Origin of the sequence: Citrobacter sp. CtB7.12, from assembly GCF_001297795.1 — a bacterium.
In the GTDB taxonomy this organism is placed as follows: domain Bacteria; phylum Pseudomonadota; class Gammaproteobacteria; order Enterobacterales; family Enterobacteriaceae; genus Citrobacter_A; species Citrobacter_A amalonaticus.
The window spans coordinates 1-21,581 of record NZ_LIFT01000004.1 but is presented as its reverse complement, the minus strand read 5'-3'; the positions used below and the strand labels follow the sequence as shown (position 1 = coordinate 21,581).

17 protein-coding genes, 2 tRNA genes and 3 pseudogenes are annotated in these 21,581 nt (G+C 46.6%); 7 read left to right on the top strand and 15 right to left on the bottom strand.

Annotation, left to right across the window (positions count from 1 at the left end; genetic code table 11):
• Nucleotides 1-218: 218 nt before the first annotated feature.
• Complete coding sequence (locus AOY24_RS06775; RefSeq protein ID WP_054176371.1) at nt 219-1,394, top strand: aldose 1-epimerase family protein; 1,176 nt, start codon at nt 219-221, stop codon at nt 1,392-1,394.
• A gap of 97 nt (nt 1,395-1,491) precedes the next feature.
• Here the strand turns inward: AOY24_RS06775 and AOY24_RS06770 are convergent, their stop codons facing one another.
• Nucleotides 1,492-2,748 carry a DDE-type integrase/transposase/recombinase gene (locus tag AOY24_RS06770; RefSeq protein ID WP_054176370.1) on the bottom strand — a complete coding sequence of 419 codons (1,257 nt, stop codon included), beginning with the start codon at nt 2,746-2,748 and terminating at the stop codon, nt 1,492-1,494.
• 548 nt (nt 2,749-3,296) lie between these two features.
• Here AOY24_RS06770 and AOY24_RS24505 point away from each other — a divergent pair.
• Nucleotides 3,297-3,742: pseudogene (locus AOY24_RS24505) on the top strand (YkgJ family cysteine cluster protein).
• A 123-nt stretch (nt 3,743-3,865) separates the two neighbouring features.
• Here the strand turns inward: AOY24_RS24505 and AOY24_RS24810 are convergent.
• The 8 genes and pseudogenes from AOY24_RS24810 to AOY24_RS24500 form a co-directional block, all read right to left on the bottom strand.
• Nucleotides 3,866-4,051 (bottom strand): hypothetical protein, encoded by a 186-nt coding sequence (locus AOY24_RS24810; RefSeq protein WP_152967195.1) that lies wholly within the window; start codon nt 4,049-4,051, stop codon nt 3,866-3,868.
• Between the two features lie 185 nt (nt 4,052-4,236).
• Nucleotides 4,237-4,779 carry a hypothetical protein gene (locus tag AOY24_RS06755; protein WP_054176368.1) on the bottom strand — a complete coding sequence of 181 codons (543 nt, stop codon included), beginning with the start codon at nt 4,777-4,779 and terminating at the stop codon, nt 4,237-4,239.
• Between the two features lie 130 nt (nt 4,780-4,909).
• Nucleotides 4,910-5,215 (bottom strand): phage tail assembly protein, encoded by a 306-nt coding sequence (locus tag AOY24_RS06750; protein ID WP_054176367.1) that lies wholly within the window; start codon nt 5,213-5,215, stop codon nt 4,910-4,912.
• A 102-nt stretch (nt 5,216-5,317) separates the two neighbouring features.
• Nucleotides 5,318-5,533, bottom strand: coding sequence for a phage major tail tube protein (locus tag AOY24_RS25540; RefSeq protein WP_255352584.1), 216 nt, complete (start codon nt 5,531-5,533; stop codon nt 5,318-5,320).
• Nucleotides 5,512-5,907 (bottom strand): phage major tail tube protein, encoded by a 396-nt coding sequence (locus tag AOY24_RS25535; protein ID WP_255352583.1) that lies wholly within the window; start codon nt 5,905-5,907, stop codon nt 5,512-5,514. The genes AOY24_RS25540 and AOY24_RS25535 overlap by 22 nt, the downstream gene beginning before the upstream one ends.
• Before the next feature lie 341 nt (nt 5,908-6,248).
• Nucleotides 6,249-6,617, bottom strand: a complete 369-nt coding sequence (locus tag AOY24_RS06735; protein WP_054176365.1) for a hypothetical protein — start codon at nt 6,615-6,617, stop codon at nt 6,249-6,251.
• 44 nt (nt 6,618-6,661) lie between these two features.
• Nucleotides 6,662-7,189 (bottom strand): tail fiber assembly protein, encoded by a 528-nt coding sequence (locus AOY24_RS06730; RefSeq protein ID WP_054176364.1) that lies wholly within the window; start codon nt 7,187-7,189, stop codon nt 6,662-6,664.
• A 6-nt stretch (nt 7,190-7,195) separates the two neighbouring features.
• A pseudogene (locus AOY24_RS24500) lies at nt 7,196-7,651 on the bottom strand (phage tail protein I).
• Nucleotides 7,652-7,742: 91 nt separating this feature from the next.
• Here AOY24_RS24500 and AOY24_RS06715 point away from each other — a divergent pair.
• A complete protein-coding gene (locus AOY24_RS06715) occupies nt 7,743-8,183 on the top strand; it encodes a hypothetical protein (protein ID WP_054176361.1) in 441 nt (146 codons plus the stop codon).
• A 507-nt stretch (nt 8,184-8,690) separates the two neighbouring features.
• On the opposite strand, the gene AOY24_RS23600 is transcribed toward AOY24_RS06715, so the two are convergent.
• From AOY24_RS23600 to AOY24_RS06690, 4 genes are all read right to left on the bottom strand, one after another.
• Entirely contained in the window at nt 8,691-8,813 is a 123-nt protein-coding gene (locus AOY24_RS23600; protein ID WP_235507522.1) for a hypothetical protein, read from the bottom strand.
• A 29-nt stretch (nt 8,814-8,842) separates the two neighbouring features.
• Nucleotides 8,843-9,049, bottom strand: a complete 207-nt coding sequence (locus AOY24_RS06700) for an HP1 family phage holin (RefSeq protein ID WP_054176359.1) — start codon at nt 9,047-9,049, stop codon at nt 8,843-8,845.
• A gap of 762 nt (nt 9,050-9,811) precedes the next feature.
• Nucleotides 9,812-9,886: transfer RNA gene (locus AOY24_RS06695), tRNA-Thr, on the bottom strand.
• Between the two features lie 3 nt (nt 9,887-9,889).
• Nucleotides 9,890-9,966, bottom strand: a tRNA-Ile gene (locus tag AOY24_RS06690).
• Between the two features lie 148 nt (nt 9,967-10,114).
• Between AOY24_RS06690 and AOY24_RS23595 the strand changes: the two genes are divergently transcribed.
• On the top strand, nt 10,115-10,270 hold the full coding sequence (locus AOY24_RS23595) for a GhoT/OrtT family toxin (RefSeq protein ID WP_072185377.1): 156 nt from the start codon (nt 10,115-10,117) through the stop codon (nt 10,268-10,270).
• Between the two features lie 2,357 nt (nt 10,271-12,627).
• A pseudogene (locus AOY24_RS23585) lies at nt 12,628-12,976 on the top strand (bifunctional glutathionylspermidine amidase/glutathionylspermidine synthase); the annotation flags it as partial.
• Here AOY24_RS23585 and AOY24_RS25530 read toward each other — a convergent pair.
• Together AOY24_RS25530 and AOY24_RS25345 are read right to left on the bottom strand one after the other, a co-directional pair.
• Nucleotides 12,935-13,057: a hypothetical protein gene (locus AOY24_RS25530; RefSeq protein ID WP_255352586.1), complete on the bottom strand. Its 123-nt coding sequence runs from the start codon at nt 13,055-13,057 to the stop codon at nt 12,935-12,937. The pseudogene AOY24_RS23585 and the gene AOY24_RS25530 overlap by 42 nt on opposite strands.
• Nucleotides 13,058-13,090: 33 nt before the next feature.
• A complete protein-coding gene (locus AOY24_RS25345) occupies nt 13,091-13,513 on the bottom strand; it encodes a hypothetical protein (RefSeq protein WP_235507520.1) in 423 nt (140 codons plus the stop codon).
• 1,146 nt (nt 13,514-14,659) lie between these two features.
• On the opposite strand from AOY24_RS25345, the gene AOY24_RS06680 reads away from it, so the two are divergent.
• The gene (locus AOY24_RS06680; RefSeq protein ID WP_054176358.1) at nt 14,660-17,806 is read left to right on the top strand and encodes an inverse autotransporter beta-barrel domain-containing protein; all 3,147 of its coding nucleotides are present in this window, start codon (nt 14,660-14,662) and stop codon (nt 17,804-17,806) included.
• A gap of 1,919 nt (nt 17,807-19,725) precedes the next feature.
• The coding region (locus AOY24_RS06675; protein ID WP_235507519.1) for an autotransporter outer membrane beta-barrel domain-containing protein at nt 19,726-21,581 on the top strand (1,856 nt) is incomplete at its 3' end.

Here is a 21,581-nt window from a genome sequence, read left to right as displayed (position 1 = left end):
ATTGAATTCACATCTTTATGTAACACACAAAAATAATCACTTAAAAAAATGAGATTTAAATCTCTTTTATAAACATAAAAACGTGCATTTTATAATCAAGCGAGACACTTCACATTTTCTTAATCCACTTAAAACTAAATTTCCAACACCAGAAACACAATCGATTCAGCAAAGGAAATAAAAAATGAAAAAAAACACTAGTTTTGACAGTAATTTCCATGCTTTTTTCCGGGCCAGTAGTGGCAAAAACGTGGGTGCTGACGAGCGCTGACGGTAGCATGGATAAAGGAAACTGGCAGATAACCAGCGACCAACTGAAGATTAAAGATCATAACTTCAGCATAGAGCAAAAAATCCTTCACGGCGGTAAACAAGAAGGCAGTAAAATCTTAGTGATCCACAGCAAAGACGGCCTGACTATCACACTAAGTCCGACCCGTGGCATGAACCTGCTGAAAATTGAAGGCTTTGGTTCACAAATGGGCTGGGACTCGCCGGTAAAAGAGGTCGTTAACCCGGCCTTTATTAATCTGGAAAGCCGCAACGGACTAGGTTGGCTGGAAGGTTTCAATGAGATGATGGTGCGCTGCGGCTATGAATGGACTGGCCATCCGGTGACCGCTGATGGGCAGATATATACTCTGCACGGCAAAGCCGGTAATACACCAGCCTCACAGGTGGAAGTTGAAGTGGCGGATACTGCACCGTATGAAATTCACGTTCGCGGGCTGGTGAAAGAGAGCACCTTCAAGAAAGCGGATTTGCAGACTATGACCGAGTTGCGCTATGTGCCTAGCAGCAATAGCTTCAGCCTGCACGATGTCTTAACCAACCATGCTGACTATCCGCATGACTATAAAATTATCTATCACAGCAACTTCGGCAAGCCAATCTTGGAAGAGGGGGCCCGTTTCCTGGCACCGATATCCAACATCAGTCCGTTCAATGATTATGCCAAAGCCGGTTTAAAAACCTGGCAAACCTACACTGGCCCAACTAAAGATTTCGATGAGATGGTCTTTAATATGCAGCCTCTGGCGGATGAAAATCATCAGACGCTGGCTGCGATAGTCAACAGAGCCGGGGATAAAGGGGCATCCATTCAGTTTGATACCCGTCAGTTGCCGGTGCTGACGCTGTGGAAAAACACTGATACCGAGAAGCAGGGCTACATCACCGGTATTGAGCCTGGTACCAGCTACGCCTATCCGGTGACCATCGAGCGAGAACAAAAACGCGTGAAACAGCTTCAACCTGGAGCCAGCACTCAATTTGATCTGAGCTATACGCTGCTTCACAATAGCGAACAAGTTACCGATGTTGAGAAGAAAATCGCTGCTATTCAGGGTGATACCAAAGTGACGGAAAACGAAACGCCTTTCGCAAAGGAATAATTAAACGCGTTGAGACATCTCCCGGGTTATGGTGTAAATGCCTGACCCGTATTAGACGTCAACTACCTTGACCGGCGTGTTGCCTCACCAGTTAATGTTACTTTCTTGCTTCAGCTAAAATGTTACCATCGGCACGAGTTCCGTAGACCAGTTCTCTTACCACCCTGACCCGCCATTCCTGCAATCTGCGTTGACCTTCAGTAAATTGACTCGGATGCGCGTCTTCAAGTTTGAGAAGTAATTCGGTACTGCCCAGTTGCGGTTCATCCTTCAGCCAGCATTCTATTTCGTTCCAGACGTCAGCGAAGGGATCTGCACGGGTTCGCCGGTGGCGAGGTTTTGATGGTACTGGATGATGTAAAGGATTCACTACGCCTTCCTGCCAGGCTACGGAGAGGCCCTGCAAAAATGCGGTTAAATCGCTGTTTTTGTCTCCAACAGGATCTCTGACAGCTATTCGCGCCAACTGGTGTTGATAAAGTCGAATGGTTTCCAGCAACTTCAAAGGATCCAGTACGTGGATGATATCGTCAAAATGGCACCGGAGCTCAGAATGCGAAGTATGCAGTTCTATCAGGCGATTAGAAGGCGTTTTGGGAGCATCATGCCTGCGAACCGTTTTCCCGCCAATGCGTTGCGTATCCAGAAGCTTGAACGATGGCTGAAAAAAGTTAATAAATAGCCGATTAGCCATGTACATCTGGTTCATTGCTTTTACCGCCGGTTCACCGTCAAGACGGCCGTATCCCGCCAGCTTTCTGACCACAGAACCATTTTTTTGCTCTATCCAGGCCTGATCGTTTTTCCGGTATGGCCTGGAGCGGGTCAGTGCGATACACCTAGCAGAACAGTATTCAAACAAGGCTTCGTTGATAAATTCGGACCCGTTATCAACATCAAGGCCGAGAAGTGGGAATGGCAGACTTTTTTGAACCTTATCAACAGCCCGGATGATCAACTCAGCGTTACGCGCCGGTAATGCCACACACTCTGTCCATCCACTGGCGATATCGGTCAGTGACAGCGTCCACAAAAAGGTACCAGAGAGATGCCGACCACAGTGCACCACAAGATCCATTTCCATAAATCCCGGAGAATGCCGCTCATGCTCGGTGAACATTCTGACCGGGATACTTTTACTGACGCGGTTAACCGTCCGGTTACGCTTTTTACCGGCGGTGGTATGTGCTTCTTTCAACAGGCGATCGATGGACGATGCACTGACTTTCTGAAGCTGCTCGCGCAGTGCCGGATTCAGACTGAGATGCCCGTGTTTCTCTATTGCCGGAATAAGCTGGGGCAGTAACGCCCTGAGACGCTTACCGCACAACCGATCTGAAGCTTCCCACAGCACGATCAGAGCCTGCTGAACAGCTGCGCCATAAACTGAACGAGCCGCGGCTGATCGACGCCGTTGGTTATCGCTGGTGACGGCACCATTCAGTAACCGGATTGCTGATTTACAATGGTACCCACTGATCAGTATGAACTCTTCGAGGATCCGGGTTTTCTCGGCTTTACTGGCGTGTTTTCAGCGCCCGCAGAAGCTGACGACGGGTATCTATAGGCAACAATGCATTGCTCATAGGTGCACCTCTGACTGATTGTTTATCACACAGCCAAAGTAACAATTTTGGTGAGGCAACAGTGCGCGTTGGGTAACAAAAATGCCGAGTCAATGCGGCGGACGGGGTAATTGTCGCCTAATACTATTACAAGATTATTCTGAATGAAAAGCCTAGAACATTCGAAACAGAGACTGTAAACAGAATCTCAATTAAACTGTTCTTCGGTTGCCGGGCATGAACACTTAGCAACCAGCTACCGCCAGTTCCTGCATACGACTGGCGGTGGCATCTCTCTTCTGTTTGAGAAATTGATCATCGTGTTACAGGTGAAATCATGAGCATCCAAAATCCATGTATCACTTGCGGTGCCTGTTGCGCTTTTTTCTGGGTATCTTTCTACTGGGCCGAAGGCGATGATGCCGGAGGGACGGTACCGGCTGATTTAACAGAGCAGGTTACACCTTTTTTACGCTGTATGACCGGAACCAACAACGCAAAACCAGATGCGTTGCCCTGTCTGGCGCGCCGGGTCAGTCCACCCGATGTGAAATATATAGCGACAGGCCTGCCACGTGCAGGGATTTTCCTGCGTCTGGTGAAAATGGCATAACTAATGAAGCCTGTAACCGTGCCAGGATAAAATATGGCTACCTGCGATATGATAAGAGGTCGCAGAAATATGACCTTTTTACGTGCATAAATAAGGATGATGACTGCAATGTTAGGTTTCCCTGCCCACTGGAAAGTGGAATACTCTCCATGTGCAGCGGATCCCCCTGAGCGGCGGGGCAATACTGACATGTTTATATATTGTTATGATATATACCACTGCGGGATGCTTTGTCTGTAGGGCATCTCACCGGGAGGCACCCGGCGCTGCACATCATTTTCTGGTCTCTGACATCATTCCAGCTTTATATTTTTCGTCATTATTACTGTCTTTCCCACCTTTCCCGCCACCAGACTGAATGAGGCCACCAGCCCGCTGCTGTTCAGTGTCCAGTTAATATTCTCAATCTGCCAGCGCCGATCTTCGCTTTTACCAAATCCCTGAGTGGTGACCCGGTTTTCTGCTGTCAGTCTCAACATAGCCTGAGTGCAGGGGATCGTGAGTGACTTTTTTACCGGCTTTTTTAACCTTTTTGGCTTTGGTTTCCGCACTTCCCTTGCGCTGTCCCTGTCAGGCTGAACATGTGGATTATCCATATCAGGACCATCATGAAGCACTTCGTGCGTCTCTGTTTCGTCCGTTTTTTCGTTATGCCAAGGCACCCTCACACTGCCGCGGGTCTTTTGATCTGTAAACTGCCAGACCTTCCACTTTTCATCGTTAGTGCCTTTGCTTTTTTATCACCACCAGACGAATCACTGCCGCGATCTCCCTCCAGGTAACTCCAGTCCGATACCATGTCCTGGGTAATAGTGTAATCAGGCAGAAACTCACCACCCGCCGACTGCGCTGCGCCGTACTCCAGAAACAACCAGAATCCGTTAGAGGGTTTACCGTGGGACATCCACTTACTGAACGTCTCCGCCTTCTTAAGCTGACTGTTGAGCCTGCCCTGGTCTTTTTTCGCATCCCCGATTTTTTTGCCCAGCGTTTCATATTCGCTGCGCAGCTTCGTGATGTCTTTGCCTTCCAGAACTGCTTTCTTCATCTGCTGCGCAAGCTTTGCCTGGCGGTTTTTCAGGGCAGTGGTTTCTTTTGTAATCCCCAGCAACCCTTCTTTTATCTGCCCGACACTATTACGCCAGTTGGCATCAATGGTTCCGCCAATCAGGATGTTAGCCTTCAGCCCTTCACCAACCGTTGCCATTATCTTCTCCTGCTCCGGATGCGCTCATCATTTTCGTCCAGCATCATATCCATAAAATCACGCAGCGGCAGCGCCATCACTTCTGACGGCTGCCAGCCAAACCAGGCACCTGCCCGGCGAAGCGCCAGTTTCAGACTGTCGTCTTCCGCTTCGCCGGCGGCAGCAAAAAATTGTTGAACTGTTTCTCCAGGCGCAGGTAATCGCAGGCTTCCATGTTCATCAGGTCATCAAGCGTCATTCCGCACAGCGAAGCCATAAGCTCAATATCAGCCTGATAATCCGGCGCCGGATTGCGGTTACGCATCAGACGGTCGCGTACCGTCGGGGCACGCATGGTAACGGATTCAATATGCTGCCCGCTGAGGGTGGTATAGGGTACCGCTAGCTGAATGACACCCTTTTCAGCGGGAAAACTCTGAATTTCTTTCTCGTTCATGGCATGGTCTCTTCATTTGTGTCAGATTGATGGGGCATTATTCGCATTCTGCATAAAACAAAACCCGGAGTTACCCCAATTCTCCGGGTTTTTCTTTTCTGGTCAGATGCGGATGATGTTTCTGATCCCCGCAAGACGATCTACGCCATGAATACGACGCACAAACTCTGCCGGAATAATGCAGGCCAGCTCTTCGTTGTTCCAGGTGGAGCGGTAATAGCTGAGCGTCATTTCTGCCACCAGTGCCGCCTCACCCGGTGAGGTGACTGGACGGGCGTCCAGTGTGATCGCGGTGATCATGCCTTCAAGCTCTTCCACCAGTTCTGTCCAGCACAGGTGGCATAAGCCTGGCGGGCGATAATGCGCGGGGAAGTACTCCCCTCCTGCATACCAAACAGGGAAAGCAGCGCCGGATCGTAACCGTAAATCTTAAAGCTGCAGGTCATCTCTTCCATGGCGTCATCCAGTCTGACAGGCATATCCATCCTGCCTGTTTTTACCGACGTTTTGGTGATGGTCAGCGCAGGCGGCGTGTACTCACCGCCAACGCGGGCGCAACAGTTCAACACGACCGCCATAGAGGTTGCGGCGTGCTGACACCTCCTGCGGTGTGGGCAGTGGTGGTGAGTCCAGATAAGCCACAGCCCGGAATGTGGCCGCCACGCTTTCCAGTTTTTTACCGACCCTGTCATCCTCACTGAATCCTGTTGCAATCAGGATACGCGGCTGGTAGTTGACGGTACTTCTTGGTCAGAGGCAACTTACCGATGGCCGCAATGACGTTTGCCCGCGTGGCGGAGACATTCGCCCCTTCTTCTGCCCTCACGACCACCACTAGGGCACCAGTCTGGTCAAAAATATCGGTCAGTGCCGGATAAAGTGTGCCTGCTGTCCCGAGCTGACCAGGACGAAGCAGTGCGACCACCACCACCACCGGCGTGTAAAGCTGGAATGGCTCATCCTCACCACCGGATAAGGTGACGCTGAACGGACTGACAACTGAATCTGGCAGAGCCGCTGACAGCGGTGATACTCACCGGCGGATTTTCAATGGTCGCCACGCATCCACCACTTCCTGTACCGTTGACGTTGCCACCCCAGCAGCATCTGTGGTCAGCGTGACGATGATAACCCCGTCAAGCTGCGCAGCCTCTGTCACCTCCGATGGTACGTCTGACGCTACCGCATCAATGACAATACCGTTTCCGACGCGTCCGGCCTCAGTGGCAGTAAACAGCAGTTGCGTGTTCAGCAGCACACTACCGGCAAGCGCGGTCGCATGTGTTACCGCCAACGCATCCGGTGCTGTCCCCGCAAGGCCAATCACCGCTGTTTCGACAGTCTGGACCGATATTGTGCCGTTTGTGAGTTCGATGGACTCGACACCATGTAATTCAGCCATTATTGACTCCATAAAAAAGCCGCTATCGGTGCCAGTTGTTATACTCAACTGATATCAGGACAGCCTGACCAGGCTATCGCGTTATACGTCGGTTCGTCGCTGACATTACTGAGATCCAGCGCCTTCATGGTACTGATACAGGTCATCCACAGGATAAGGGACGCCCGGTTTTCGTCGCTGATGATTCCGAGGGCAAGCTCCGTCCGCCAGTCACGGATGACGTCGTCAGCTTCTTTCAGCCTGCGCGATCGCTCTTTTTCTGCCTGCATCGCGTAATTCACCGGTACCGCAGACACCATGCCGTCCCTGTGCTGCCAGCCATCGTTGATATCGCACCTCTCAGGCAGAGTGTCGGTTTCAACCACCGTGCACCTGCCAGGGTACAGCCTGGAGGCATCTTCGGCTATGGATCGGATGATCCCGCTGTCCGGCTCAATACACAGCGCATATTTCAGGGTGAATTCCGGCAGTGATACATAGAAATCCTGCCCGTCTTCGCTCTGAAAATAGATGGCATCATCGCCGTATGTTCTCTCTTTCGGCTGATACAGCCTGACATTCTTCAGTTCCATTATCTGTTACCCTGAAATAGTGAACCATGACCGCAGGTTTTTCGCCCGCGTCACTGCGTGTTTCAGATCCTGATGATCAAGCGCAGAGACCGGCAAATCCTTCTGCATCACATTCAGTCTGAAGGTGTACGGATCGCTGGGCGGCTGCTGCTCAAACCACTGAATAATGTCGGTTCCGAAGGAGCTGACAACCAGGGCACGACGCACGGCAGCGACCGTCCCACGGTGGCGGTGGATAAATGGCGCCCGCTTAATGGCATCGTGCCTCTCCTGCTCCGTTCAGTTTGTGTTCCTGGTGTCCACGCTACGCTGCCATGCCAGCCATGGCAGCAGTTCAACCAGGCACAGTTCAGGATTTTTTACCCAGCGGATGAGATGGACAGGCAGTGCGGCCAGTGCGCACGTATTCGCCCTGTCAATGGCGCGTTCTGCCGCCGTGGCCGTGGTGGCCAGAATTACCAACAATGATCACAAAATAAACTAATGAGTCGAGGTATATATTATTCTCAATTCTCAAAAATAAGATTAAGTAACAAATGAAAAGGAATTTAATATGTCAAAAAATATAGATTTATTTACTCAGCAGGCATATGAAATTTTTGCATTGCTCTGGGAAAACTTCCCAGTACCACAGGTAATCACATATGCAAAATTTGACGCTGACATATCTCCTACTTACATGGATAAATCTCATATCCAGGAAAAAAAATCACGATATGAGATCCGTAAAGTTGTTGATGGCACATTCTCATTTCTGATGGAAAATGGTTACATACAATACGAAACAGATAAAATGACACTATTCAGAAATGTCAGGCTAACGGCAAAATCACTTACCATACTGACCACCATCACAGAAAACTCTGTCAACCATGAAACAATTGGCGATAAAATCGTTGGTGCAGCGAAGAACGGTACACCAGAAGTTATTGCGAGTACTCTGAATCTAATATTTATTGCTGCTGTAAGACGATCAACAGTGGAAGAAAAGTGAAAATACTCACCCTATTATTGAGGCAGCCGGACACAGAAGGATATAAAAATGAAATGCCGGATATACCTTTATACAATTGCTTTGCTGCTCGCCGGGTGCTCCGCTTCACAACCTGATGAAACCAAAGTAAAACAAACAGGTAACCCAGCAGAATGCTCTCAGGACGGAGAAAACATCTATTGCGACTGGGACTATGTAACAGATGACTGGAAGAACGCAACATCCGCTGACCTCCAGAATGTTTCAAAATGAAATCATGTGCCCATTCAACAATCGTCATGACCTTCCCTCCATCAATTCAACCATGTCTGGATCCGTCTGATTAACGATTCGCTCTCTGGCAGCAGTAAGGATTTTCTTCCGTCCGCCAACACCCCACTTATTCATGGTCTTCGCGCAGTTGCTCACTTCTTTTGTCTCGTTATCTATTAGCAGGTCAAGTCGATTGAGCCGGGTCATGTTGCTAATACCATTAAGCACCGCTTCACGGAAGGTGTTGTACCCGACTCATTTCTGACTCCAGGTGCAAACCTCATATTCAACATCGCGGCGATTCATCAGACCTTTCCACTTTTGTCCACCAGCATATACCCAGCGATTCAACTCAGCGCATGCACCAGCGTAGTCCAGGGTGTTGAGCTTTTTCAGAAGCGTGGAGTTTATAGATGCGGTCGCGCCGACGTTATAGGCTCATGAGTAAATTGCTGCTCACTGCGTTTATAGTACCAGTTCCCACAAAACGTCCCGATAGTGCAGGCAATACCGATGATGATTGCCCAGTCGTTCAGGGAAAGAACGACACCCATGGTTGTTAAGCCCCCAACCCAATAACTGAGCCATTCTCTGATTTTATCCATGCGTTGCATGCTCTCACCTCGCGTTGTTAGCGGGTACTGTGTTGGAGATGAAAAAGCCCACAAATGCGGGTCTCAGAAAAGAGAAAACCCGCCGGAGCGGGTTATTACGTCATTATTGTATCGGGTATGTAAAAAAAGACCTGCACAGCAGGAGCAGAGCAGGCCTAACTGACGACTGTTGCTTGTGTCTTCTTATTGTATGCAATGAGCAGCTCCCTGGAGCTGATCCATTTCCAGTCAATCAGTTTCTGTTCATGCTGGCAATAGTCATTGATGAAAACTGAGATGTTTCTTGAGTGGTTAATATGCAATTACGCCATGCAGCAAGTCGGTACTATTTTTCAGCCAGGCATAAAAAAATGCCTGCCACAGGGCCAGGCAGGCAAGAGAAATCGGATTCAATGTCAATCAATATGAAACAAATACCTATGACTACGTAAGCAACGTAAGAGACGAGCCTGTAAAGGCTGGTCCTCATTAAGTTAACCCGCTACGGCATGTACGGGCAATAATTACCAGTGAAAATTAAGATGTTTCTCTGAAAGAAAGCAACAGGAATGGCAGCGAAGAAAAAAAGCCCGGACAATGCTGGTGATGGCAAATATACAGACAATTGATTAAGAGTACTGAGAACAAGTTGGGATTTACAGCGCTGGCTGCCTCCCGGTGAGATGCCCTACAGACAAAGCATCCCGCAGTGGCGTATATCATAACAATATATAAACGTGTCAGTATTGCCCCGCCGCCTGGGGGATTCAATGCGAATTGATTTGGTGCGACTACCGGAATCACACTGGTGACCTACTGATTACAAGTCAGTTGCTCTACCTACGGAGCTAAGTCAGCAATTGGTGGCCCTTACTGGACTTGAACCAGCGACCAATCAGTTATGAGCCGACTGCTCTAACCAACTGAGCTAAAGGGCCGGGAGTAAGATGGTATATAAGAAGAATCCCTCTGGCAACAACTATTATTTTATAGTTGATATTCCCCAAACCTTCTCAGATTACAGTAAAGTAACAGCAGGAAACCATAAGGTATTTCACTGCGTGTCCAGCAAGGGAGGTTGTTTTCATGAACACGACTCAGATTCTTTTTAATATTTACGTGGCCGGGTTTGCAGCATCTACTGTAATCACGTTTCTTCTGTCAAAAGATCAAAACCTGAAAATCAGGTGGCTGGCTGCGATACTAATCGGACTTACATGGCCACTTAATTTCCCTGTTTAACGGGCTATTAACCCCAGGTGTCATCTGGCCGCATACACTGTGCCAAATCTAATCGTAACTATTTTAAAGGTTTTTTAAGATACAAGGTGTCAGTGCTTTTCCGTCTTCGTGAACGGAAAAGCACTGACACCGGCTGCGCCACAGCTACAGACGATGAATTTCCCCCCGACGGCACGGTTTAACGTTGCGCTTCCTGTGTCTCGACAGATATCTGTGCATCGGGGCGGCGAAATGTTGAGTTATTGCGAAGCTCCCCAGGTCTCTGACCTGTTCGCGGTTTTCACCGGGCTGAAATGAATCAGTCTGCTTCCACACACCAGTATGTTGACTGGTGTCGCCATCGATATCGTGTCGATTTTTCTCCTCTCTGAATGAAGTCCTGACCCGCTTTTACGGGTAAGAAGTTTGGTAGATAAATGAACTAACAGTGAGTGAAGTACGTTTTTAAGACCCTTAAAACCTTTAAGTACGTGTTGGTCATTTGGTAAAAGAGTTGTTGAAACGGCAGTGCGTCAGCTCTGCCAGTTATGTGCTGCGCGCGTCAATTGGTACTCGTTTCACTTGCACACAAGTGACGCCGCGCTCCTCTGCTCTCAATGCGGTCATGGAAGATGCCTAAATGTTCAAAATGGTCATACCACGCCACAAAGTTCGCAACGGCCAGCAGCGTCATAAAAAGTGAGAACGGTAAGAAAATTGCTGCCAACCAACGGCTGCAAGACGTATCCGGAAGGCAGATACAGAAGTAGAAAGGACCTTCATCGCCAGTATGCGCTCTTCGTTTTCAAAGGTTAAAACGAAGGTACCACCCGAAGGCACCACTCTCAGGTTTATGTGGCATTAGCATGTGATTACCCGAAGGCGTCCCTCTCAAATCACCGGGACATTGGTATGTTGCATATCTGCAACGTTACAACGAGAGCAGCTTAAATCAAGATCGTAATCGGTATCAACCATACCTTAATGGGTAACTCCGTGTGTCGGATGTATTACGGGAGGCAAAAAACTGAAGAAACGTACAATGTTGCCGATAATTATTTGTTGTAATGCGGAGCCGTTTAAAAATGATATAGCTAATATGGAGTAAGACATGAGACGTTTTTCTGGCAACTTTGTTTCTTTAGTAATTTCCCTAGCTGTAAGCTTCGGATGTGCAGCTAAAGATGTGGAAAACGATAAAGTGGTTTTAACAAACTAAAATTTTGAATCGCTTCCGATTTGTATTTATGCGATTACAGGTCTTGGTAAGAATAAGTCAGATAAAATCACCACAACAACTTTTTAAATTCAATTTATTACAGAGCGGTATAATTATAGACTCAACCATTGACACAGCGAGTGGTATTAAACCTAATCGGCAATATGAAATATTCGCACCATTTAATATCATTAATGGCAAACCGGATGAATTCGAAGTAATCGGCATATTATCCAGATAATCAAATCGGGCTGATATTTGTCAGCTATTTTCTCTTTTTACTTTTAAATCGAAGAAATCCAGCTTTCAACATGAAATCTTCACCAATAACTTGAGGGTGGAATCTCACATCTGTGTCTTTTAAGTGATTATCATCATCAACAATAATCCCACCAAAATCTGGCGAACTTATTAATGTTTAATGAAAGGCATTGGCTTCCAAATTTTTTGTCTTAATAAGGCTATCAGCATGGTTGTGCATAAGATTAAATCAAGTATTTCCATTGAAGGTAATGTTAACCATGCGTGGATATTCACAATATCAGGAACACCATTCCTGAGACTGTTGTGGAAAAAACTATCTTCCTGTCTGAAAAATGCCCCCCTTCTGTTACATAAGAAAATGTCAGGGCACATGGACTACCTATAATTTCAGATAAGACAGGCTGCATTAAGTAACTGGTACTAATACATTGTGCAAAAAAAATCAGCTACTGAAGGAACGCCATGTTGCTCATTAAATTTCTTTTGAATACTATTCAGAACCTTGGCCTTTTTTTTCTTCAGAATCCAGAAAGAATTCATTCACTACATTTATTTCCGGACATCCCCTCAGATGTTCAGTAAAACTGCAAGCTTTCAAAAATCCTCTGTGTAATCTTTACTCATTTCATTTCCCTTTTTATTTAGGTTCTCAATGAATACCTATTGAATTCAGGACTTATGTCAACCTATCAGGAGTTGCGCGAATCTAACTAATTATTATCTAATCCTGTGCCCCTTCTTACGAGACCTCCACTGTGAGATACTTGCGTATTACCAATCACAGAGACCGCCGACTAACATTACCTAAGTACGTCTGATAACATTTAGCTGGATCACTGAATAACCCCCTTGAAAAACACCGTTAAATGACATGCTACATGATGGTAATACGCAAGGATCCTGGAAGCACAGCCTTGCGCATCCTTTCGTGCATATCATGCAGGGCAAGGATATTGAGGAGAACGATCACGCGCAGTTTATGCAGCAGGTGCTACACCAGGCAAGATTTGAAAGCAGGATCCTCTGTGGACTGGATGAGTTGCGCTTGGATGAAGAGGGCCAGCTCATCGACGGTGACAGTCGTCTGGTGAATTGCATCTGAAAAACCAGGGCGTGGGAGACAGCAATTGAACAGGTTCGCAAAGTCAGCGAGACCGAGTACGCTGCCGTACCGATCCGGTAATACCGTTCAGGAAGTGCGGTTAATCGACGTACTGCTGCGTCTGGAAGTACTGGTTTTTGAGCTGCCATACTTTAGCCTGTTCGACAAATAATCCTATACGACGACAATAATCTGCCAGTTCCATTTCAGGCAATGTTGCCATTTCAAGTACAACAGAAAATCGATGTTCCGGAGTTCACTCATCACTATCAACGCAGGACATCTTCTCATTTCCGGGCAATAAACCTTTCTGTACCAGTTCAAGTCTCCATCTTGCTACAACGGAAGGGCTGAGTTCCAGCTTACGAGCAACTTGTCTGAGTGACCAGCTACAGGGTGGTAAAAGCCAAATGATGCCCTTTTCTTTAATATCAATTGATATTGGTTGCTGTGCCATAGTTATCTCCTGAAAAATTGAGGTGACAACTATGCTGACACAGGGGGTTATTACCCGATCTCGATGGATGTTATTGGGTGATCTCCTCTCATGAAAATACGCAACGTTTTCAGGGATGACGCGATTGATGGTCATACTCTCATCAGCGTTTGCCTGACCCGTCATCATCAGCAGAATCAGACCGCATGGCAAAAGCCAGCGAAGTGCATTAATTTTTTGCATAGAGGCTCCCACGAAGGGTGTAGTGATAAAGCCCCTGTGAGTTTACGGTGTAAGAAATGGAACTAATGAGCCCCCCTGGCGTCCATACCCTCAAGCAACAGTTCGGGCATCAGTCCGGTTGAAAGCGTAAATAGGTTTCAGGTCAACCCAGGGTTTTTCAGTCCAGGTCACCCGTTGCGGGGACGGGCTGTTTTGCTGTCAAAAATTCGTGTTGCGGTATCATTTTCCGCGCGCGCCTGCTTTTCGATTTTATTAATTTCATGCCAGGCACAGCCAGAGAGCAGAATAACGGATATATCTATTGCGGTTACGCGTAAACGAGACAATAAAGATGTCATCCGCCATGATCAGATGGTCGCCTGTAACAGAAAGGATCAGCGCAGAGTCTGAGGAAAGACTGTTAAGCGCAGGGCGGATACTGGTTGTTCAACCAGGTATCCGCAGAACAGGGAGTATCCATTATATTTATCAGCGAATGGTATCGGTAGAAAACACATGAAAATACGCCATAAACACAATTCGCTCTTTTTTGAAGAAAAAGAAACAAACACTTAGGAAAAATCATCACACTTACACATTTCACCTCATTTTAATGACAAAATCGTATCCTTTCCGATGGAAATACAACTAGGCAATCTTTTATATTCGCGCGAATATTTTCATTAAACTTAATATCAGAAGTGGATTTTGTCAGATGAACAGGGATGAAGCATTCAGATTTTCGGTACAGTGTCGAAGCTATCATGGAGAAGGTGTCCAGTATCAACCCGGAAATGCTGGTTTTATCCATCTGTGTAGACATGCACTGACAACATGTCTCCGGACGTTTCTTGGCATGCCTGAAAGCCTGTTAGTGATTATTTCCAATTCCAGTCTGAGCAGGGTCACTGAGTTCGTGGAAGCTACTGTGTTCAGACACTCCAGTTCCCGCATTACCTCCCGCGGCATCCCTATCCTTCGCTATTATCTTGACAACGGTGGCCTCAGCAACCTCATGAAAAATATAGCCAATCCAGGAGAGCTCTTCATGGGAAGAAGATGCTTCTGGCGGAACTGCTGCGGATCCGCAAGTTTGAACACCTTCTTTTGCTGAACTGAATCACTTTTTTCTAACTACTGTATTGACATGCCATCCGCGGATGTTTTTTGGAGATTTATCCTGTGAAAAATCTGTACCGGGACCGTATCCCGCTTCGTGTCAGGCTCTTTGCCTGGTTCAGTATTGGCGTCCAGATCGCCTTTCCCGTCGCTGCTGAATTCACCCCTGCCATCGCCAGGGCAGAAAGTGACAGCCGCTTTCTGCGAGGCCCAGCGCAGTCTGTACTGCAGACCCTAGAGTACACCCTCGCGGAAGGAGAGAGTACTGCCTCTGTGGCGAAAAAGTACAACATGACTGAAGATGAGTTGCGGAGGCTGAACCAGTTCCGCACCTTCGCACGAGGCTTTGACAATCTGCACCAAGGGGATAAACTCGACGTCCCTCTGGCATCGCTGCCGGAAATGCGCTGGGATGATTCGGCATCGGCCAAAGAAGCGCAGAATAATGATGTGCAGGAGAAGAAGGTCATCAGCTATGCCTCACAGGTCAGTAACTTCCTTGCCAGTGGTGCAGACATTGACACTGCGGCCTCAATAGCTCTAGGCATGACCACCAGTGCCGCCAGTGGTGAAATTCAGCAGTGGTTCAGCCGTTTCGGCACTGCCCGCGTGCAGTTGGACACGGACAAAAACTTCTCACTGAAAAATTCACAGCTGGAACTACTCGTCCCTTTATATGAGCAAAATGACAGTTTTGTCTTCACCCAAGGTAACATACACCGGAGCGATGACCGGACCCAGTCTAACCTAGGATTCGGGTACCGCTGGTTTGCCGGCGACTGGATGCTGGGCACAAACACCTTCCTTGATTACGACCTCTCCCGTGACCATGCCAGACTAGGGCTGGGCGCTGAGTTCTGGCGAGATTTCCTGAAGCTGGGCGTCAACACCTATCATCGCTTGACCAACTGGAAAAATTCGTCGGACCTTGAGGACTATGAGGAACGACCGGCAAACGGCTGGGATATACGGACCCAAGCCTGGATACCATCGCTACCTCAACTGGGCGGGAAACTAACATATGAGCAGTACTACGGGGATGAAGTAGCCCTGTTCGGCCGGAACAACCGCCAACAAGATCCACATGCCATCACGATCGGAGTAAATTATACCCCCGTGCCACTGCTAACATTCAGCGCAGAACAACGCCAAGGGAAATCGGGGAAGAACGACACCCACTTCGGAGTGGATATAACTTACCAGCCCGGAATACCCTGGCCGCAACAGATTAATCCGCACGTGGTTGCTGCCCTGCGCAGCCTTGTGGGCAGCATGCATGACCTAGTGGAACGTAACAACAATATAGTGCTGGAATACCACAAGAAAGAAGTCATTCGCCTGAAGACAGCAGACCTGGTGACGGGATACTCTGGTGAGCAGAAGTCACTCAACGTATCTGTGACCAGCAAGTACGGACTGGAGCGTATCGACTGGTCAGCTTCACCTCTCATTGCTGCAGGAGGAAAAATCGTGCAGAACGGTAAAAACTGGACTGTGGTTATGCCAACTTACAATTCTGGCACAAAAGGCATCAACAACTATACAGTGAGCTGTGTGGCCGTGGACAATAAAGGGAACAGGTCTGAACCGAGCAGTACCCAAGTGACCGTACAGACCGCCGTGGTCAGTGCAGAAAAAAGCACCTTCACACCTGAGAGTAGCGTACTTCCTGCTGACGGGAAGAGCAAGCAGGTACTGACTCTTTCTATTCTGGATCTTGCAGGAAAAAGAACAGATATCCCAGTATCGGATATTGTACTTAAATCTGAAGGAATAACGGATGCAAAGGTATCAGAACTAATCAGTAGAGATTCTGGTATATTTGAAATTACAGTATATTCAGGAAAAACCACAGAGACTATTAGACTCACTCCTGTTGTACGTGGAATAAATCTTCATCCGGCCACGATCAAAATTAGTGAAATCATTCCAGACTCAGAAAAATCGACTCTCTCCGCTAATCCATCATCAATTATTGCAGATAACGTTTCATTCTCAACACTTGAATTAGTATTGAAAAATTCAAAAGGCGAAATATTAAGTGGCCAGACTGATAAATTATCATTCACAACTAAAGAAATGAAAAACAAAAAAGATGCAACTAACAATATAACCTTAAGTGAAATAAGCGAAATTAAAAACAAAGAGGGACATTATGCTGCTACTGTTAAAGGAAAAATTGCTGGTAAGCATACATTTTATCCTGAGTTTAACGGAGGTACTATTGGTGAACTCCAGGTAGGTATAGAACTACTACCGAATACAATATCATCTAAAATCACAGAGCATAGAATTCTGAAGAATAACCAAGCTTCAGACGGGAAAAGCAAAAATATCATTGAGTACATAATTAAAGATAGTAACGCAAATCCTGTTAAAGGTCACCTCATCAATTTATCAGTAGATAGTGAGTCAGTGATATTTAAATCTCAACTAAAATCAGATACTGATGGTGTTATTGTTGCAGAGTTCATAAGCCCGGCTTCAGGCAAGGTTACTGTTACAGCAAGTAATGATAACGGAAGTGTTAAAGATAAAATTGAGTTTACGGACACAGTGAAATTTACTGAAATAAAAGTAAATGGTCCACAACTCACATCAATGCCAATCGTTGAACACCCAGGTTCTTTTCCATTATCAGGATTTAAAGGGGCCATGTTTACTTTAAAGACAAATATGAACCCATCCGATTTAGAATGGATGACAACTACTGACTGGTTATCTATAAATGATGGTAATGTTAAGTTTTTAAATGAACCCAGCCCAACAAATCGTGATGTCAAAATAATAGCAAAGTCTAAACTAAACGGTTCCGAAGCAGTATATAACTTCAAGCTAAACTTCTGGTTTAAAAATTCAGAAGATGAACAGTTTACGCTAGCAGAGGCAGAAAAATTTTGCATCAATAACATAGGCAGTAGTTATTATTTACCCTCAAAAGACGAAACAACATCTCAATGGAGAGGAGTGAATGGGCGGTTATGGGATGAATGGGGAAACCTAAGCAATTATTCTGGCTCAGGATTCAAAACAGGAAACAACAATGGCAATAATATTTTTTACGTGACATCAACTAAAACCTCCAATGGAGGTAGCATAAAGATAGATATGGCTACAGGTACCCCCTATGGAACCATGGGTGGAAATAATATAAATGATAAAAATTACGTTATCTGTAAGAAAAAACTATTCTAAATGAGTGATGAGCAGGCTTCTATAGCCTGCTCTACTCTATAGTATTAAACAAACATGTCACACTACAGTGGAAAAACCAAAGACAGTTGAGATTCTGGTAATTACAGATGTTTGAATACGTAGTTTCTCGTATATGAAGTTACGCTCAGTGGAACTGAAAATAGGTCAGTTCTTCAACTGATTCCTTTAAATTAAGAGTAAGCGGCGCGTTTAGGCCGCTTGTCCGTTTCCCTCCGGTTCCATGAAAATAATGTCAATCATTTATGTAGTGCGCCACAAAAGTTAAACACCAGATTGAAAACTGAGGCCGCATGGCAAAATTTTCATTGAAGTTCAAACAGGAAGTTGCAGAAAAATACCCAGAGGACAAGTTGAGTCTGAAATCTGTCGCCAAGATGTGCGACATCAGCCCCTGCACTGTACTGAGTTTGGGACAGGGTCCCCCCACGGTACCGCCAGCTATGCAACCAGAACGACTCGCAGAAGAGCCGGAGGCCCTCAGTCTCAGTTATGAGGTGACGTTCCGGTCCCCCCCACCTCAGCGACACTGTCAGCGAAAATATCCTGACTCTGTTGAGTTTGGAAAAACACCGATTAAAGAAAGCTGTATAGTGTTATCCAAGTGCTTAGGTATAGGCTATAAATGATTAAAGTCAATTTTTAAACATAGCAATAATATCTCGTTCATAAAAAGTACATTTTTGTTTTGAAATAAACAATGATATAGAAATACGAAACATAGGTTTTATAATGAGGCTTGTGTAACACTTACCGAAGAAGATTTCACATCTGAATGATAAAAACAACAACACAACAACACCACAACACTACAACACTACAACACTACAACACTACAACACTACAACACTACAACACTACAACACTACAACACTACAACACTACAACACTACAACACTACAACACTACAACATTAAACTAACACAATGATAAAATTTCCAAAATGAAATGTCATCGGACCAGTTATGATTAGCCATTGATTTTTGATTGAGATTAATCCTATTCAAAAATAATGCAATCCTAATTACTTAAACATGCAATATATCTATAATCTCTTTATTAATCATATGGGCTAAATGCCATTTTTCAAAATGGATTTTATCAAATTGGAAATATCTAAAGTACACCTGACTTTCCCAAAAAAGACAGTAAGTCTAGCTGTCGCCATGGTCTCCATTGGCGGCTACCTTCCTGCCACCTTTGCAGCTGATTGTACAGCAACAGCTAACTCTCTCGATTGCAGTAACGTTCTTTATTACTATTCAGACACTAAGCCGTTAAGCAGCTACGATACTGTAACAGTTAGTACTACTGCCACCAGTAAAATATCACCTTTAGCAGGTTTTGGTGTTTATTTGCATACAAACGGAATGAATGCTCCGAAAGTCAATTATATAACTATAAAAACGACTGGTTCAGCGGCTGATGCAATCAGAAGCAATAGTGAGGCGGTTTACTTCAGAGCAAAAAACTTAACGATTGAAACTACGGGGTCATCGGCAGATGGTATTAACGTTGCGTCCGACTTTAATAACAACTATGACTCGTTGGTTTATGTCAGCGAATCTTCAAGTATCTCTGTAAAAGATGGCGTTGCCGTCAGGGCCAACAACTTCCAGAATGCCGGTGCTAACAGTATCATTGTGTTAGCTGGAAATAATGAGATTAAGGTTACCGGGACTGTCTCAGCAACTAATGGTTCAGACAGTAGAGGCTATGCCGTTTACGCCGGAAACAGAGATGTTGACCTGAACAACATTAGCGCTCTGGATTATCTTTTATATCAAAAAAATAACAACACCTTAGGCAATTCTTATGTCTTCATCGGGGATGACTCTGAGATCTCAACAGCCACGAAAGCAGGACATGCTGTCTACGCCAATAAGGGCGGGATTATTCAGTTGGGTGATGGTGCTGATATTTCGACAACGGGTGAAAACTCGTATGCGATTTATGCTGCCACCGAACAACAGGGAACTTACACTGATAACGTGCGTCCGGGCCATGTCTATCTTGCTGGAGGAGCAAAACTCCGTGCAGTGAACAGTGCTGACGTGATTCAGGCTAACGGTGTCGACTCGATAATCTCCAGCCAGGCGCTGGACGTGCCGGTGATTTCTGATTCACATCAGAGAACGGACAGACTCAATATAGACAGAACAGCGCTGACGGATACGGAAGGCGTATTTGATATTGAAGGCAATATTAACGCGATTAACGGCGGTAAAATTGTGCTGAATATGTCTGATACCTCCAGCTTTATTGGTTCTTCCAGTATAGACGACGTGTCAACGGTGAATCTGAACGTTAAAGGGGAAAGCAGCGAATGGATGATGACCAAATCCTCCACGCTGACCAGCCTGACTCTGGATCAATCAACGCTGCGTTACAGTGCTGACGGTGTATCGCGTGATGATGCGTCAACGTTCAAAACGCTGACCGTGATGGGGAACTATATCGGGTCTAATGCGTTGTTGGTGTTGAACACCGTGCTGGAAGGGGATACCTCTTTAACCGATAAACTCATCGTGCAGGGTGATACCTCTGGCAACACTAATGTGGGCATCAACAATATCGGTGGCACGGGTGAGCAGACGGTAGACGGGATTAAAATCGTTGAAGTTGCAGGAATCTCTGACGGTACTTTCACGAAATCAGGCCGTATTGTAGCTGGCGCGTATGATTATAACGTGGTGAAGAAAGCGAATGACTGGTATCTGACCAGCGAGCTGTCGCCGGTAGCCCCACCACCACCTGTCGACCCGGTCTCTCCTCCTGTTCCCACACCACCACCTGTCGACCCGGTCTCTCCTCCTGTTCCCACACCACCACCTGTCGACCCGGTCTCTCCGCCAGCCCCCACACCAACACCGCCACCTGTTGAGCACCAGTATCGCCCTGAACTCGGGAGTTATCTGGCGAACAACTATGCGGCCAATACGATGTTTATCACCCGTCTGCATGACCGTCTGGGTGAAACTCAGTATACCGATATGCTGACTGGCGAAGAAAAAGTCACCAGTATGTGGATGCGTAACGTAGGGGGCCATAATCGCTTTACTGACGGCAGCGGGCAGTTGAAAACCAACGCTAACCGTTATGTTTTGCAGTTAGGCGGCGACCTGGCGCAGTGGAGCAGCGACGGCCTCGATCGCTGGCATCTGGGTGCCATGGCGGGTTATGCCAACCAGAAAAGTAAAACCCGTAACAGTTACACTGGCTATTCGTCTCGTGGACAGGTAGATGGTTACAGCGTCGGTCTGTATGCCACCTGGTATGCCAATGAAGCGGATAAGACCGGGACCTATCTGGATAGCTGGGTACTGTATAACTGGTTTGATAACACCGTTAGCGGCGAACATCTGGCCAGCGAAAACTACAAATCCGACGGTATCACGGCGTCTGTTGAAGGGGGTTATAGCTTCCTGGTCAGGGAAAGTGAAAATAAAACCTACTGGCTCCAACCGAAAGCGCAGGTTATCTGGATGGACGTGCAGGCCGATTCACATCGTGAGCACAACGGGACGGTGGTTAAAGACAAAACTGACGGCAACCTGATGACTCGCCTCGGCGTCCGTGCTTACCTGAAATGTCATGCGGAGAAAGATACCGATAAAGGCCGTGATTTCCAGCCGTTCATTGAAGCGAACTGGATCCACAACACCAATAACCAGACCGTACAGATGGGCTCCATCAAGGATGACATCAGCGGGACACGTAACATTGGTGAGCTGAAAGTGGGTATTGAAGGGCAAAT